The sequence below is a fragment of the Chimaeribacter sp. YP20170169 genome (assembly GCF_056739715.1).
This window is the reverse complement of record NZ_CP176824.1, coordinates 3,065,732-3,081,238: the sequence shown is the minus strand read 5'-3', so window position 1 is coordinate 3,081,238 and position 15,507 is coordinate 3,065,732. Positions and strand designations below refer to the sequence as shown.

The 15,507-nt window shown below is 57.1% G+C and carries 12 protein-coding genes and 5 tRNA genes; 16 read left to right on the top strand and 1 reads right to left on the bottom strand.

What is annotated here, in order from left to right:
• The first annotated feature begins 191 nt into the window (after window positions 1–191).
• Together nlpD and rpoS are read left to right on the top strand one after the other, a co-directional pair.
• The gene (gene nlpD, locus ACK3SD_RS14110) at window positions 192–1,190 is read left to right on the top strand and encodes a murein hydrolase activator NlpD (RefSeq protein WP_168195898.1); all 999 of its coding nucleotides are present in this window, start codon (window positions 192–194) and stop codon (window positions 1,188–1,190) included.
• Between the two features lie 51 nt (window positions 1,191–1,241).
• Entirely contained in the window at window positions 1,242–2,231 is a 990-nt protein-coding gene (gene rpoS / locus ACK3SD_RS14105; protein ID WP_137764185.1) for an RNA polymerase sigma factor RpoS, read from the top strand.
• 216 nt (window positions 2,232–2,447) lie between these two features.
• Here rpoS and mutS read toward each other — a convergent pair whose 3' ends face one another.
• Window positions 2,448–5,000 (bottom strand): DNA mismatch repair protein MutS, encoded by a 2,553-nt coding sequence (gene mutS, locus ACK3SD_RS14100; protein WP_481125886.1) that lies wholly within the window; start codon window positions 4,998–5,000, stop codon window positions 2,448–2,450.
• A 265-nt stretch (window positions 5,001–5,265) separates the two neighbouring features.
• Between mutS and pncC the strand changes: the two genes are divergently transcribed.
• The 14 genes from pncC (at window position 5,266) to luxS (ending at window position 15,493) form a co-directional block, all read left to right on the top strand.
• Entirely contained in the window at window positions 5,266–5,760 is a 495-nt protein-coding gene (pncC, locus tag ACK3SD_RS14095; protein WP_481125885.1) for a nicotinamide-nucleotide amidase, read from the top strand.
• A 113-nt stretch (window positions 5,761–5,873) separates the two neighbouring features.
• The gene (recA, locus tag ACK3SD_RS14090; protein WP_137764182.1) at window positions 5,874–6,941 is read left to right on the top strand and encodes a recombinase RecA; all 1,068 of its coding nucleotides are present in this window, start codon (window positions 5,874–5,876) and stop codon (window positions 6,939–6,941) included.
• 93 nt (window positions 6,942–7,034) lie between these two features.
• The gene (gene recX / locus ACK3SD_RS14085; RefSeq protein ID WP_481125884.1) at window positions 7,035–7,631 is read left to right on the top strand and encodes a recombination regulator RecX; all 597 of its coding nucleotides are present in this window, start codon (window positions 7,035–7,037) and stop codon (window positions 7,629–7,631) included.
• Window positions 7,632–7,766: 135 nt separating this feature from the next.
• Window positions 7,767–10,394 carry an alanine--tRNA ligase gene (gene alaS, locus ACK3SD_RS14080; RefSeq protein ID WP_481125883.1) on the top strand — a complete coding sequence of 876 codons (2,628 nt, stop codon included), beginning with the start codon at window positions 7,767–7,769 and terminating at the stop codon, window positions 10,392–10,394.
• 256 nt (window positions 10,395–10,650) lie between these two features.
• Window positions 10,651–10,836 (top strand): carbon storage regulator CsrA, encoded by a 186-nt coding sequence (gene csrA / locus ACK3SD_RS14075; RefSeq protein WP_004091602.1) that lies wholly within the window; start codon window positions 10,651–10,653, stop codon window positions 10,834–10,836.
• A gap of 306 nt (window positions 10,837–11,142) precedes the next feature.
• A tRNA-Ser gene (locus ACK3SD_RS14070) sits at window positions 11,143–11,235 on the top strand.
• A 3-nt stretch (window positions 11,236–11,238) separates the two neighbouring features.
• Window positions 11,239–11,315 (top strand) — tRNA-Arg (locus tag ACK3SD_RS14065).
• A gap of 64 nt (window positions 11,316–11,379) precedes the next feature.
• Window positions 11,380–11,456 (top strand) — tRNA-Arg (locus ACK3SD_RS14060).
• Between the two features lie 57 nt (window positions 11,457–11,513).
• A tRNA-Arg gene (locus tag ACK3SD_RS14055) sits at window positions 11,514–11,590 on the top strand.
• A 56-nt stretch (window positions 11,591–11,646) separates the two neighbouring features.
• Window positions 11,647–11,723: transfer RNA gene (locus tag ACK3SD_RS14050), tRNA-Arg, on the top strand.
• A gap of 462 nt (window positions 11,724–12,185) precedes the next feature.
• Complete coding sequence (yqaB, locus tag ACK3SD_RS14045; RefSeq protein WP_481125882.1) at window positions 12,186–12,752, top strand: fructose-1-phosphate/6-phosphogluconate phosphatase; 567 nt, start codon at window positions 12,186–12,188, stop codon at window positions 12,750–12,752.
• Complete coding sequence (locus ACK3SD_RS14040) at window positions 12,749–13,177, top strand: YqaA family protein (protein ID WP_481125881.1); 429 nt, start codon at window positions 12,749–12,751, stop codon at window positions 13,175–13,177. Before yqaB ends, ACK3SD_RS14040 begins: the two co-directional genes overlap by 4 nt.
• 73 nt (window positions 13,178–13,250) lie before the next feature.
• Window positions 13,251–14,822 (top strand): glutamate--cysteine ligase, encoded by a 1,572-nt coding sequence (gene gshA / locus ACK3SD_RS14035; protein WP_481125880.1) that lies wholly within the window; start codon window positions 13,251–13,253, stop codon window positions 14,820–14,822.
• A gap of 155 nt (window positions 14,823–14,977) precedes the next feature.
• On the top strand, window positions 14,978–15,493 hold the full coding sequence (gene luxS, locus ACK3SD_RS14030) for an S-ribosylhomocysteine lyase (protein ID WP_137764177.1): 516 nt from the start codon (window positions 14,978–14,980) through the stop codon (window positions 15,491–15,493).
• Window positions 15,494–15,507: the final 14 nt, after the last annotated feature.

Here is a 15,507-nt window from a genome sequence, read left to right as displayed (position 1 = left end):
GGCGCTGTACCAGCGATTGTTGATAGCATCCGTGCAGCGTTTTTCTCTCCCGCTGGCCGCCATGGCAGCTGCGGGGAGGCCTTGGGGTCGCGCAGCGGGGCCGCGTGGCCCGGTTGCCGCCGATTGATAAGGTTTTTTGGATAGTTCACTGATTTTGCTGTCATGGGGGAAGCATGAGCACGGGAAGCCCGATTATTACATTGCGCCGCATCGCGGCGTGTACAGTGGTGAGTTTATGGCTGGCGGGCTGTTCCAATAACGCCACCAACACTGCGCCGATCTCGAGCGTCGGCGGTGGGGGCGGTAGCCAGGGCGGTATGATGCAAGGCTCTGCCCCGCAAGGAAATATGCAGGGCGCGCCGCAGGGGCGGATCGTCTATAACCGCAGTTACAACACCATCCCCAAGGGCAGTTATACCGGCAGCACCTACACCGTCAAACGGGGCGATACCCTATTCTATATCGCCTGGATTACCGGCAATGACTTCCGCGATCTGGCCGCCCGCAACAATATTCCGGCCCCCTATAGCCTAAATGTTGGGCAATCAATTCAGATCAATAATGTCTCCTCTGGAGCCAGTACTGGCGGGGCTTTGGTGGCCACTGACGCCACCCGTGGCGGGGTACCGAAACCCCCATCCAGTACGCAGATACAAAGCGCAACGGTTGATTCTCGTCCAACTAGCGCGTATTCTGATAATTCTGGTAAACAGAATGTAGGCCATATGTTGCCTTCATCAGGGGCTGTAGTGGCTACGACAGCGCCTGTTACCGCACCGAGCACTACCGTCAGCAGTACAGCGAATACCGGCGCGCCGGTAAGCAGCTGGAGATGGCCTACTGACGGTAAAATTATCGATAGCTTCTCAGCGTCTGAGGGAGGCAATAAGGGGATCGATATCGCCGGTTCGCGTGGTCAGTCCATCGTCGCGACCGCCAGTGGGCGGGTTGTGTATGCAGGGAATGCGCTGCGCGGTTACGGTAATCTGATCATCATTAAACACAATGATGATTACCTGAGCGCCTATGCACATAACGACACAATGCTGGTTCGGGAACAACAAGAAGTGCAGGCGGGTCAGAAGATAGCGACCATGGGTAGCACCGGAACCAGTTCGACAAGATTGCATTTTGAAATTCGTTACAAGGGGAAATCCGTAAACCCGCTGCGTTATCTTCCGCAGCGATAAATTGGGCAGAATCCTTGTATTCTGCCTTGGGATCACGGGTAGGAGCAGCTTATGAGCCAAAGTACGCTGAAAGTTAACGAGTTACATGATGACGCGGATTTCGACGAGAACGGCGGTGAAGCCTTTGACGAGAAAGCACTCGTTGAAGAGCCTGTTGATAACGAGGCTTCTGAGGAAGAACTGTTATCACAAGCTGTGAGCCAACGAGTGCTGGATGCTACTCAACTGTATCTCGGTGAAATTGGTTATTCGCCTCTTCTGACCGCAGAGGAAGAGGTCTATTTTGCGCGGCGAGCACTGCGCGGTGACGTGCCGTCCCGCCGTCGTATGATTGAAAGTAACTTGCGCTTGGTAGTAAAAATCGCCCGTCGTTACAGTAACCGTGGTCTGGCACTGTTGGATCTGATTGAAGAGGGTAACCTCGGTTTGATCCGTGCCGTTGAGAAATTTGACCCGGAGCGCGGCTTCCGATTTTCTACCTATGCGACCTGGTGGATTCGCCAGACGATTGAACGGGCTATCATGAACCAAACCCGTACCATCCGTCTGCCGATCCACATCGTGAAAGAACTGAACGTGTATCTGCGTACCGCACGTGAGCTTTCTCACAAGCTGGATCATGAACCGAGCGCGGAAGAGATTGCCGAGCAACTCGACAAGCCGGTGGATGATGTCAGTCGCATGTTGCGCCTGAATGAGCGCATCACCTCAGTGGATACCCCGCTGGGTGGCGATTCTGAGAAAGCGCTGCTGGATATTCTGGCAGACGAGAAGGACAATGGTCCGGAAGACACCACGCAAGACGATGACATGAAACAGAGCATCGTGAAATGGCTGTTCGAACTGAACGCCAAACAGCGTGAAGTGTTGGCGCGTCGTTTTGGCCTGTTGGGCTACGAAGCTGCCACACTGGAAGATGTTGGCCGGGAAATTGGTCTGACCCGTGAACGTGTTCGTCAGATTCAAGTTGAAGGTCTGCGCCGCCTGCGTGAAATTTTGCAGGGTCAGGGGCTGAGCATTGAGGCACTGTTCCGCGAGTAAGTGGCGCATCCTATTGCTCTGGAAAAGCCGTGAATCATTAACCTGCTCAGGATGTTAATGATTCATTGAAAAAGAAAGCAAAACGGTGGGCCTTGCCCACCGTTTTTTTTCGCCTGTACATTGGTGACCGCAGACGATCGTTCACCCAACGCTTCGTTAAAACGATCCGTGGGGATCGGGCGGATCGCGATCGCCGCCCGCCAGGATCGATCCTTGCTACACCATATTTTTCAGCCGGTAGATCCACTCCAGCGCCTGCTTGGGCGACAGGGAGTCAGGGTCTAGTGCCTCCAGCGCCTCCACGGCCGGTGAAGTCTCCTCACTCAGCAGCGTCAGCTGCGCGCTATCCACATGGCTGCCCGCCGCATGGTTGGAGAGGCTCTCCAGCTCCCTCAGCTTCTGCCGCGCGCGCTTGATGACATCACGTGGGACACCCGCCAGCGAGGCGACGGCCAGACCATAACTTTTGCTGGCCGCGCCCTCCTGTACATTGTGCATGAAGGCGATGGTATCGCCGTGCTCCACCGCGTCCAGATGGATGTTGACCACCCCCTCCATCTTCTCGGGTAGGGTGGTCAGCTCGAAGTAGTGGGTGGCAAACAGCGTCATCGCCTTGATGCGGCTCGCCAGGTTTTCGGCGCAGGCCCAGGCCAGCGATAGGCCATCGTAGGTGGAGGTGCCACGGCCAATCTCATCCATCAGCACCAGACTGTTCTCGGTGGCGTTGTGCAGGATGTTGGCGGTCTCCGTCATCTCCACCATGAAGGTGGAGCGGCCGGAGGCCAGGTCATCTGCCGCGCCGACGCGGGTAAAGATGCGGTCAACCGGCCCAATGACTGCGCCATCCGCTGGCACAAAGCTGCCAATGTGCGCCAGCAGCACAATCAGCGCCGCCTGACGCATGTAGGTGCTCTTGCCGCCCATGTTCGGGCCGGTGATGATCAGCAGGCGACGCGCCGAGGAGAGTGCCAGCGGGTTGGCGATGAAGGGATCTTTCAGTACCTGCTCCACCACCGGGTGGCGGCCCCCGCTGATTTTGATGCCGGGCTGGTCGCTCAAGGTTGGGCAGTGATAGTTCAGCGTCTCGGCGCGCTCCGCCAGGTTGCACAGCACATCCAGCTCTGCCAGCGCGGCCGCGCTCTGCTGCAACGCGGGCAGGTGCGGCAGCAGCAGGTCGAACAGCTCCTCGTAGAGCGCCTTCTCAAGTGACAGCGCCTTGCCTTTGGAGGTGAGCACCTTGTCTTCATACTCCTTCAGCTCTGGGATGATGTAGCGTTCGGCATTTTTCAGCGTCTGGCGGCGCACATAGTGCATCGGCACCAGATGGCTCTGGCCACGGCTGACCTGAATGAAGTAGCCGTGCACGCCGTTGAAGCCGACCTTCAGCGTATCAAGGCCCAGCTTCTCACGCTCGCGGATCTCCAGCTGGTCGAGGTAGTCCGTCGCGCCGTCTGCCAGCGCGCGCCACTCATCCAGCTCCGCATGGTAGCCGGGCGCGATCACGCCGCCGTCACGCACCAGCACTGGCGGTGACTCAATGATCGCCCGCTCCAGCAGTGCCACCAGCTCGGTGAACTCCCCGGCGCTCTCTTGCAGCGCGGGCAGGTGTCCGGCCGTCAGCGGGGCCATCACTTCGCGAATCTCCGGCAACTGCTGCAAGGCAAAGCGCATCCGCGCCAGATCGCGCGGGCGGGCGCTGCGCAGCGCCAGACGGGCCAGAATGCGCTCCAGATCACCCACCTGACGCAGCAGGGGTTGCAGATCTTCCGCCGCCTCCTGCAGCGCTGCAATCGCCTGCTGGCGCTGGGTCAGCAGGGTACGGTTGCGGCTTGGCATGTGCAGCCAGCGCTTGAGCATCCGGCTGCCCATTGGCGTGACGCAGCGATCCAAAATGGCCGCCAGCGTGTTGTCGGTGCCGCCGGCCAGGTTCTGGGTCAGCTCCAGATTGCGGCGCGTGGCGGCATCCATGATGATGCCATCCTGCTGGCGCTCCATCGTCAGCCCACGGATGTGGGGCAGGGAGGTGCGCTGGGTATCTTTCACATACTGGAGCAGGCAGCCAGCCGCCCGCAGCGCCTGCGTGGCCTGCTCAACGCCAAAGCCGGTCAGGTCACGGGTGCCAAATTGCAGGTTGAGCTGCTGGCGCGCCGTCTCCAGTTCGAACTCCCAGATCGGGCGACGACGCAGGCCGTGGCGCTGCTCAATCAGCGCCATCTCCGGGAACTCCTCCGGGTAGAGCAACTCGGCTGGGTTGGAGCGCTGTAACTCCGCCGCCATCGTCTCGCTGTCGGCAGGCTCTACCACCTGGAAGCGCCCGGAGCTGATATCGAGCGTGGCGTAGCCGTAGCCACGCCCATCGCGCCAGATGGCGGCCAGCAGGTTATCCTGCCGCTCTTTGAGCAGTGCCTCGTCACTGACGGTGCCAGGGGTGACGATCCGCACCACCTTGCGCTCCACTGGCCCCTTGGTGGTGGCCGGGTCGCCGATCTGCTCGCAAATCGCCACTGACTCACCCAGCTGCACCAGCTTCGCCAGATAGTTCTCCACCGCGTGGTGCGGCACGCCAGCCATCGGGATCGGCTCGCCCGCCGACTGGCCGCGCTTGGTCAGGGAGATATCCAGCAGCTGCGAGGCGCGCCGGGCATCGTCAAAGAAGAGCTCGTAGAAGTCACCCATGCGGTAGAACAGCAGGATGTCGGGATGGTCGGCCTTCAGGCGCAGGTACTGCTGCATCATCGGGGTGTGGTCTACGTAAGCGTTATGTTCCATAGTCTTCACTGCAAATTAGGTTGGGTCTGCGCCGCAGGGACAACGACGGACTGACGAAAAGAGAGGGACCGGCAAGGGTTCCCCTTGCTCAAAGTGACGTGATGTTAACAGCTGGCTCCAAGGTTGAAAACGCATCCGCACCAATCCAATCGGGTTTTCATTTGCTCCTTCGGCACGTCTCGCAAAAAAGCGCACTATCGCCCATGCTTCCCTTGAGAAGTGCTAACATTGGACCCACTTACCCTCTTCACAAACAGGATATGTCATGAGCGAAAAAACCTTGCATGCGCTGAGTGTGCGACTGGGGGAACTGCTACAGCAGCAGGAGGCTTGGGTCACCTGTGCGGAGTCCTGCACCGGTGGGCTGGTGGCGAAATCCATCACCGACATCGCTGGCAGCTCGGCCTGGTTTGACCGCGGCTTTGTGACCTATAGCAACACCGCCAAGCATGAGATGCTGGGGGTGGCAGAGGAGACCCTCAGCAGTTATGGCGCAGTCAGCGAGGAGGTGGTGCGTGAAATGGCCTACGGCGCGTTGAAGGCGGCCGTCGCGGATTATGCCGTCGCCATCAGCGGCATCGCTGGCCCCGGCGGCGGCAGTGAGGCCAAACCGGTTGGCACCGTATGGTTTGGGCTGGCGAACGAAGAGGGGCAGATCCTGGCCTTTAAGCAGCACTTTTCCGGTGACCGCGAGGCGATCAGAATGCAAGCCGCTGTTTTCGCTTTGCAATCCCTACTTGATGAATTTCTGGAAAAATAAGCTTGTGGTACTGTATGCGCATACAGTATAATTCGTCTCGTTTTCCGGCACACCAAATTACAATCAGTGACAGTCCCGGGGTGATGACCTTGCACTGTCCGAGAGGAGTTAACATGGCTATTGATGAGAATAAGCAAAAGGCGTTAGCTGCAGCACTGGGTCAAATTGAGAAGCAATTTGGCAAAGGCTCCATCATGCGCCTCGGTGAAGATCGCTCTATGGACGTGGAAACGATCTCTACCGGTTCTCTGTCGCTTGATATTGCATTGGGTGCGGGTGGTTTACCGATGGGTCGTATCGTTGAGATCTACGGGCCTGAATCCTCGGGTAAAACCACGCTGACCCTGCAGGTGATCGCTGCCGCGCAGCGTGAAGGCAAAACCTGTGCCTTCATCGACGCCGAGCACGCCCTGGACCCAATCTACGCCAAAAAGCTGGGCGTAGACATCGACAACCTGCTCTGTTCCCAGCCGGACACCGGTGAGCAGGCGCTGGAGATCTGTGATGCCCTGACCCGCTCTGGCGCGGTTGACGTCATCATCGTTGACTCCGTGGCGGCCCTGACGCCGAAAGCGGAGATCGAAGGTGAGATCGGTGACTCCCACATGGGTCTGGCGGCCCGTATGATGAGCCAGGCGATGCGTAAGCTGGCCGGTAACCTGAAGCAGGCCAATACCCTGCTGATCTTCATCAACCAGATCCGTATGAAGATCGGTGTGATGTTTGGTAACCCAGAGACCACCACCGGCGGTAATGCGCTGAAGTTCTACGCCTCCGTGCGTCTTGATATCCGCCGCATCGGCGCCATCAAAGAGGGCGACGTCGTGGTCGGGAGCGAAACCCGCGTGAAAGTGGTCAAGAACAAAGTGGCTGCACCGTTCAAGCAGGCTGAGTTCCAGATCATGTACGGCGAAGGGATCAACATCAACGGCGAGCTGATCGACCTGGGCGTGAAACACAAACTGGTGGAGAAAGCCGGTGCCTGGTACAGCTACAACGGTGACAAGATCGGTCAGGGCAAGGCTAACGCCTGCAACTACCTGAAAGAGAACCCGGCCATTGCCGCCGAGCTGGACAAGAAGCTGCGTGAGCTGCTGCTGACCACCAACGGTGAGACCGCCAACGCGTCCGCCTCTGAAGCCTTCGATGACGACGGCGCAGAGATGAGCGAAGAGTTTTAATCGATAGTCCGCGTTGAACCAGCCAGGGTGCGAAAGCACTCTGGCTGTTTTTTTATCTGCCGATCGGATGGTCGCCGCCATCCCACCGAGGAGATGCCGATGAGCAATCAATCCCCCCCACCTGCCCGCAGCGAAAAAGAGCAACTCAATACCCTGCTGGCGCGCGCCATGCGCCTGCTGGCCCAGCGTGACCACAGCGAGTCAGAGTTGCGCCGTAAGCTGGAGACACCGCCGGTGTTCAAGCCGCGCCAACCCTCATTCTCCCGCGCCTCACGTCGCCCCTCTGAGGATGAAGATGCCAAGCCCCAGCCGCTGCCCGCGCCGGTGCCAGTGGAGGAGATTGATCCGCAGTTGGTCGAGCAGATCATCGACTACTGCCTAATGCATCAATACCTGGATGACCAGCGCTTTACCCGTAGCTATATCAATAGCCGCAGCCGCAGGGGATATGGGCCGCAACGCATCCGTTCCGAACTGGTGCAGAAGGGAGTGGCAAAAGAGACCATTAATGTCGGCTTCGAGGAGAGTGAGGTGGACTGGTGCCTGCAGGCGCGCGAACTGGCGCAGCGCAAGTTTGGCGACCACCTGCCGACGGAGTGGAAGGAGAAAGCGAAGGTTCAGCGCTTTTTGCAGTACCGCGGCTTCTTCCAGGAGGAGATCCAGTCGATTTATCGCGATTTTGAGGATTGAGCGCATACTGGATTTTACTTCCCAGTGAAGAAATTTTATCTTATTCCCACTTTTTGTTCGTAAGCTGTTTGCCCGCGTCAGGATGTAGGGCAGGGAGCTTACGGGCCGTTCTTCTAGCCTGATTCCGGGACATTTATGAGCAAGAGCACCGCTGAGATCCGTCAAGCGTTTCTCGATTTCTTCCAGAGCAAAGGACACCAAGTTGTATCAAGCAGCTCGCTGGTGCCCAACAACGACCCGACGCTGCTGTTTACCAACGCCGGGATGAACCAATTCAAGGACGTTTTCCTTGGCCTGGACAAGCGCGCCTATTCGCGCGCCACGACCTCACAGCGCTGCGTGCGTGCGGGCGGTAAGCATAATGACCTCGAAAATGTGGGTTACACCGCGCGTCACCACACCTTCTTTGAGATGCTGGGTAACTTCAGCTTTGGCGACTACTTCAAGCATGACGCCATCCAGTACGCCTGGGAGCTGCTGACCGGCGAAAACTGGTTCGCCCTGCCGAAAGAGCGCCTGTGGGTTACCGTCTATGAAACCGATGACGAAGCCTATGACATCTGGCTGAAAGAGATTGGCGTGCCGCAAGAGCGCATCATCCGTATCGGCGACAACAAGGGCAAACCTTACGCCTCTGACAACTTCTGGCAGATGGGCGACACCGGCCCATGCGGCCCGTGCACCGAGATCTTCTTTGATCACGGCGATCACATCGCTGGCGGCCCGCCGGGCAGCCCGGATGAGGATGGCGATCGCTATATCGAGATCTGGAACGTGGTCTTCATGCAGTTCAACCGCCAGGCCGATGGCACCATGGAACCGCTGCCGAAACCCTCCGTGGATACCGGCATGGGGCTGGAGCGTATTGCCGCGGTATTGCAGCATGTGAACTCCAACTATGAGATCGACCTGTTCAAAACCCTGATCAAGGCAGTGGCGGACGTTACTGGCGCCACCGATCTGGATAACAAATCCCTGCGCGTGATCGCGGACCATATCCGCTCCTGTGCCTTCCTGATCTCTGATGGCGTCATTCCGTCGAATGAAAACCGTGGCTATGTGCTGCGCCGCATCATTCGCCGCGCCATCCGCCACGGCAACATGCTGGGCGCGAAAGAGACCTTCTTCTATAAGCTGGTGGCCCCGCTGATCGCGGTAATGGGCCCGGCGGCAGAGGAGCTGCAACGCCAGCAGGCGCTGGTGGAGCAGGTGCTGAAGACCGAAGAGGAGCAGTTCGCCCGTACCCTGGAGCGCGGTCTGGCGCTGCTGGATGACGTGCTGGCTAACCTGCAAGGCGATACGCTGGATGGCGAAACCGCCTTCCGCCTGTATGACACCTACGGCTTCCCGCTGGATCTGACGGCGGACGTGTGCCGTGAGCGCAACCTGAAGGTTGACGAAAAGGGCTTCAATCAGGCGATGGAGCAGCAGCGTCGTCGTGCCCGTGAGTCCAGCGGCTTTGGCGCGGACTACAACAGCCTGATCCGCGTGGATGGCAGCACCCAGTTCCTAGGTTATGACCAGCTGGATCTGCAAGCGAAAGTCGTGGCCCTCTACCGTGACGGCCAGCCGGTGGACACCATCAACGCTGGCGACAACGCGGTCATCGTTCTGGATGAGACCCCCTTCTACGCCGAGTCCGGCGGCCAGGTGGGCGACAAGGGCCAGCTGCGTACTGCCGCTGCTGAGTTCGATGTCATCGACACCCAGAAGTATGGCCAGGCTATCGGCCATCAGGGTGTGCTGAGCCAGGGTACCCTGAGCATCAATGACGCCGTGGAAGCCCGTGTGGACGTGGCGCGCCGCAACCGCATCCGTCTGAACCACTCGGCAACTCACTTGCTGCACGCGGCACTGCGTCAGGTGCTGGGTGAGCACGTCGGCCAGAAAGGCTCGCTGGTTAACGATAAGTACCTGCGTTTCGACTTCTCCCACTTCGAAGCGATGAAGCCGGAAGAGATTCGCGCGGTAGAGGATATCGTCAACGCCCAGATCCGTCGCAACCTGCCGGTGGAAACCCAGATCATGGCGCTGGAAGAGGCGAAAGCAAAAGGCGCAATGGCGCTGTTCGGCGAGAAGTATGAAGACCATGTGCGTGTACTGAGCATGGGCGACTTCTCCACCGAGCTGTGCGGCGGCACCCACGCCAGCCGCACCGGCGACATCGGCCTGTTCCGCATCCAGAGTGAGTCTGGCACCGCTGCAGGCATTCGCCGTATCGAAGCGGTGACCGGGGAGGGGGCTATCGCCACCCTGCACCAGGAGACCGATCTGCTGCACAGCATCTCCTATCTGGTAAAGGGCGATGCCAACACCGTCTCTGACAAAGTCCGTGCGCTGATTGAGCGTTCGCGCCAGCTGGAGAAAGAGCTGCAACAGCTGAAAGACCAGCAGGCGGCACAGGAGAGCGCCTCGCTCTCTTCCAACGCCAAAACGGTGAAGGGCACGCAGCTGCTGGTGAGCAAGCTGGACAACGTCGAGCCGAAGATGCTGCGCACCATGGTAGACGATCTGAAAAACCAGCTCGGTTCCGCGGTGATTGTGCTGGCAACGGCGGCAGAGGGCAAAGTGAGCCTGATCGCTGGCGTGACCAAAGACCTGACTGACCGCGTGAAAGCAGGCGAGCTGATTGGCTTTATCGCCCAGCAGGTGGGCGGTAAGGGCGGTGGCCGCCCGGATATGGCACAGGCGGGCGGCAGTGACGTTAATGCCCTGCCAGCAGCGCTGGAGAGTGTTACAGCCTGGGTAGAAGATAAATTATAATTTTGTCATAATTCAGGTTCATTGATACGCCATAACGCGTTGCGCGTTATGGCGTTTTTATTTTTACCAGGGATAGGGTACTTGAGCTGCCGCCACAAACCTGCCGAATTCGACTAAACTAAACAGAGATGACGTTGGTGCCCTGACACTAACTTATAGTTAATGCAGTCGCATGGTTTACGTTTTCACAGTATATGATGGATAATGGCGGGGAAACCGAGAGACCCGACTCTTACAATCTTTCAAGGAGCAAAGAATGCTTATTCTGACTCGTCGAGTTGGTGAAACCCTCATGATTGGCGATGAGGTGACTGTCACTGTATTAGGGGTGAAAGGTAACCAGGTACGTATTGGTGTCAACGCCCCCAAAGAGGTTTCTGTCCATCGCGAAGAAATCTACCAACGCATTCAAGCTGAAAAGTCCCAGCAAACGACCTACTAATTCAACCGGCGTCACGCGGGAAGCGAGGCGCCAGTCACTTTTTCCCTCCGCTTTCTGCCTGTCGGCTACCTTTTCTTGTCTCTTTTTACCATTCCTGCTGCTTCTCAATTCTTATGGTTATGCCCTTTTTGCGTTGATAAAAAAACCATTTTGTCTTTAAAGTGCCCATGTTGGGTATGTTTTGCTCAAACGCGCATGAGATTAAAAAAAAGGGTTTGACTTATAAAGCCGGGAAAGTAATATGTGCGCCACGCAGCGACGATGAGCTTTCAAAAAGTTAGTCAGCGCAACTCGAAAGAGGCGTAAGGTGAGGTGGCCGAGAGGCTGAAGGCGCTCCCCTGCTAAGGGAGTATGCGGTCAAAAGCTGCATCGAGGGTTCGAATCCCTCCCTCACCGCCATTTGCATCCATAGCTCAGCTGGATAGAGTACTCGGCTACGAACCGAGCGGTCGGAGGTTCGAATCCTCCTGGATGCACCATATTCTACAGTATGGTGATGTGGTAATAGCAATACCATACAGTATCAAAGAAAGTAATTCCGTTGCATCCATAGCTCAGCTGGATAGAGTACTCGGCTACGAACCGAGCGGTCGGAGGTTCGAATCCTCCTGGATGCACCATCTTTGCTTTTATCGAATATATTATCGGTAAGGGCTGGCAGTAAAAAACCTACCAATGCATCCATAGCTCAGCTGGATAGAGTACTCGGCTACGAACCGAGCGGTCGGAGGTTCGAATCCTCCTGGATGCACCATCTTTGCTTTTGTCGAATGCCTTTCGGTAAAGGCCAGCAGTAAAAAACCTACTAATGCATCCATAGCTCAGCTGGATAGAGTACTCGGCTACGAACCGAGCGGTCGGAGGTTCGAATCCTCCTGGATGCACCATTTTCCCTGTATTGATTCCCCTTTCGTTCTACCCGCACTAATACGCACCATTACTTCTGAATGGCTCCATCAGCACAGCTCATCTTTCGCTGGCTCTGTGCATTACTAAAACATATCTTATCTATTGCGTTTAGCTAATGCCACGTCGCTTTACGGCCACTCGCTACCTGCCGGTTTTCTCCACTTTTCCAGCAACCATTTCCGCCGTCGCCAAAGCCGATTTCCAATAAAGATAAATCCCGTTTATTCCGAAATTTCATCATGTTAAGTGGTGATTAAAACGCCAGACTCCGCCGTGGAATTCAGGTTGTTTTCTGTTTTATAGGGATTTTTTTAATGCTGGCCTATTTTCATTGATTGATTGTCTGTGCCACTTCGCTACCGTCAATTAACCAACATGCGACATTCAAAAGAGTTTCAGCTAAAGTAGTTTTTCTCTTTTCAGTGAATGCGGAGTACATGATGTACGATCGTTACGAAGGACTGATATTTGATATGGATGGCACCATATTGGATACCGAGCCGACACACCGCAAAGCCTGGGATCATGTCTTGTCACGTTATGGCATGCACTATGATGCCGAGAGCCTGGCGGCACTGAATGGCTCGCCCACCTGGCGGGTTGCCGAAACCATTATTGCCACTCATCAGGCGGATCTGGATGCACATCAGCTGGCGGCGGAGAAGACCGCTGCGGTGAAAGAGATGCTGTTTGACAGCGTGCAACCACTGCCGCTGCTGGAAGTGGTGAAAGCCTACCACGGGCGTCGGCCTATGGCAGTCGGCACGGGCAGTGAGCACGCTATGGCGGAAGCGCTGCTGCGCCATCTGGGTGTGCTGGAGTGTTTTCAGGCCATTGTCGGCGCGGATGACGTGACCGAGCATAAACCGGCCCCCGAGACATTTTTACGCTGCGCCACCCTGCTGGGCGTTGCGCCCGAGCGCTGTGTGGTGTTTGAGGATGCTGATTTCGGCATTGAAGCCGCCCGGCGGGCCAATATGGCCTATGTGGATGTGCGCACGTTGTGAGTGACACACTGGCGGCTGCCTCGTTATTTGGCAGCAGCTTTCTCAGTGCAACCCTGTTGCCGGGAAATTCAGAAATTTTATTGGTCGCGCTGCTTGCCGCTGGCAATACCGAGCCTTGGGTGCTGGTGTTGTCTGCGACAGTGGGTAACACGCTGGGCGGCGTGACCAATGTAATAATAGGACGCTTTCTACCGGCAACGTTAGTCCAGCGGGGGCATAAATTGGCCCTGGCCTGGCTGACCCGTTTCGGGCCTGCTGCGCTACTGCTCAGCTGGGTTCCTGTAGTCGGCGATGTGTTATGCGTGTTTGCGGGTTGGTTGCGTATGCCCTGGTTGCCGGTGGTGCTCTGTCTGTGCCTTGGCAAAGGGGCGCGTTATGCGGCATTAGCCTGGTTTACTGTGCAGGGAGTTTCCTGGTGGCATTGAACAGCTTTAAAGCAACGGGGCGCCTTGGCTGCCCTGCTTATACGCTATCGTTTTTTGAGAGCGGGAGGTCAATTTGATCCCGGACGTATCCAAGGCGCTTTCATGGTTGGAAGCGCATCCTGAGGCAATTAAGGGCATTCGCCGCGGTATTGAGCGTGAGACATTGCGCGTGAACGCGGATGGCTCACTGGCCCAGACTGGTCATCCAGAAGCGTTGGGCGCAGCCCTCACGCATGAGTGGATCACCACGGACTTTGCCGAGGCGCTATTAGAGTTTATTACCCCCGTCGATGCCGACATCGATCACATGCTGGCTTTCCTGCGTGATATCCACCGCCACACCGCGCGGACACTGGATCAGGAGCGCATGTGGCCATTCAGCATGCCTTGCTATGTGGGTGACGAGCAGGATATTGAGCTGGCGCAGTATGGAAAATCCAATATTGGCCAGATGAAGACCCTCTACCGTGAGGGGCTGAAGAACCGCTATGGCGCCCTGATGCAGATCATCTCTGGTGTCCACTACAACTTCTCGCTGCCACTCTCCTTCTGGCAGGCGCGGTTGGGCGTGAAAGATGCGGAAAGCGGTAAAGAGGAGATCTCGGCGGGCTACTTCAGCCTGATCCGAAACTACTACCGCTTCGGCTGGGTTATCCCTTATCTGTTCGGCGCGTCGCCGGCCATCTGCTCCTCTTTCCTGAAGGGGCGTGAGGGCAAGAGCACCCTGCCATTTGAGCGGGATGAGAACGGCATGATCTACCTGCCGTATGCCACCTCGCTGCGTCTGAGCGATCTGGGCTACACCAATAAATCGCAGAATAACCTCGGCATCACCTTCAACGATCTGCACACCTATGTGACGGCGTTGAAAAAGGCGATCCGCACGCCGTCTGAAGAGTATGCCGCGATGGGTGTGAAACGCGATGGCCGCTACCTGCAACTAAACACCAACGTGTTGCAGATTGAAAATGAGCTGTATGCGCCTATCCGCCCGAAACGCGTCACCAAGCGGGGTGAAACGCCATCTGACGCCCTGCTGCGCGGTGGCATTGAGTATATCGAGGTACGCTCCCTCGACATCAACCCGTTCTCGCCGGTGGGCGTTGATGCCACGCAGGCCCGCTTCCTGGATCTGTTCCTGATCTGGTGTGCGCTGGCGGATGCGCCAGAGATGAGCAGCGACGAGTTGTTGTGCAGCCGCAAAAACTGGAACCGCGTGATCCTTGAGGGGCGCAAACCGGGCCAGACCATCGGCATTGGCTGTGAAGTCTCCCACGAGCCGCTGGCGGATGTCGGCAAGGCGCTGTTTGCCGATCTGCGCCGTGTGGCGGAAGTGCTGGATAAGCTCAACGGCGACAGCCAGTATCAGGGCGTCTGTGATGAGCTGGTTGCCTCGTTCGACAATCCCGATTTGACATATTCCGCCCGGATATTGCAGGCTATGAAAGAGGGTGGCCTGAAACAGGTTGGCCTGGCGCTGGCCGAGCAGTACCGGCATATGCTGAGTGAAGAGCCGTTGGAGATTCTGGACAGTGACACACTGACAGAGGAGCAGCGTGCTTCCTTTGAGCGGCAGCAGGCGCTGGAGGCGGCGGACACGCTTAGCTTCGACGCGTTCCTGGAACAGGTTAACGCCGCCAAATAAAAGAAAAAGGCCACAATCACTGTGGCCAAATATGCATCTCTGCTAACAGGGATGATGATAACAAATGCGCGTCTTTCACTAATTCAGACTCGCTGGATGCGAAAAGGTTTCCTTCGTTCGCTAAAAATATCTTTTTTCTTAGAGGAGGTGTCACGATGCCACTGCTGGACAGCTTTACTGTAGATCATACCCGGATGGCAGCCCCTGCGGTCCGTGTTGCGAAAACCATGCATACACCTCACGGCGACACCATCACCGTGTTTGACCTGCGCTTCTGCCGGCCGAACCTGGAAGTGATGCCAGAGCGCGGCATCCACACCCTGGAGCACCTGTTCGCAGGTTTCATGCGCAACCACCTGAACGGCGATGGCGTAGAGATCATCGACATCTCCCCGATGGGCTGCCGCACGGGCTTCTACATGAGCCTGATTGGCACGCCGGATGAGCAGCGCGTGGCCGATGCCTGGAAAGGTGCGATGGCAGACGTGTTGAAAGTCAGCGAACAGAATCAGATCCCTGAACTGAACGAGTACCAGTGCGGCACCTACCAGATGCACTCCCTGGATGAGGCGCAAGAGATTGCCCGCCATATCCTGGATCATGATGTGGTGGTTAACCGCAATGACGATCTGGCGCTGCCGAAAGAGAAGCTGCAAGAGCTGCACATCTAGCGCTATTTTGCAGG

Coding starts and splice junctions, on each gene's coding strand:
- rpoS (WP_137764185.1), top strand. CDS start 1,242: ATGAGCCAAAGTACGCTGAAAGTTAACGAGTTACATGATGACGCGGAT.
- mutS (WP_481125886.1), bottom strand. CDS start 5,000: ATGGAACATAACGCTTACGTAGACCACACCCCGATGATGCAGCAGTAC.
- pncC (WP_481125885.1), top strand. CDS start 5,266: ATGAGCGAAAAAACCTTGCATGCGCTGAGTGTGCGACTGGGGGAACTG.
- recA (WP_137764182.1), top strand. CDS start 5,874: ATGGCTATTGATGAGAATAAGCAAAAGGCGTTAGCTGCAGCACTGGGT.
- recX (WP_481125884.1), top strand. CDS start 7,035: ATGCCGATGAGCAATCAATCCCCCCCACCTGCCCGCAGCGAAAAAGAG.
- alaS (WP_481125883.1), top strand. CDS start 7,767: ATGAGCAAGAGCACCGCTGAGATCCGTCAAGCGTTTCTCGATTTCTTC.
- csrA (WP_004091602.1), top strand. CDS start 10,651: ATGCTTATTCTGACTCGTCGAGTTGGTGAAACCCTCATGATTGGCGAT.
- yqaB (WP_481125882.1), top strand. CDS start 12,186: ATGTACGATCGTTACGAAGGACTGATATTTGATATGGATGGCACCATA.
- luxS (WP_137764177.1), top strand. CDS start 14,978: ATGCCACTGCTGGACAGCTTTACTGTAGATCATACCCGGATGGCAGCC.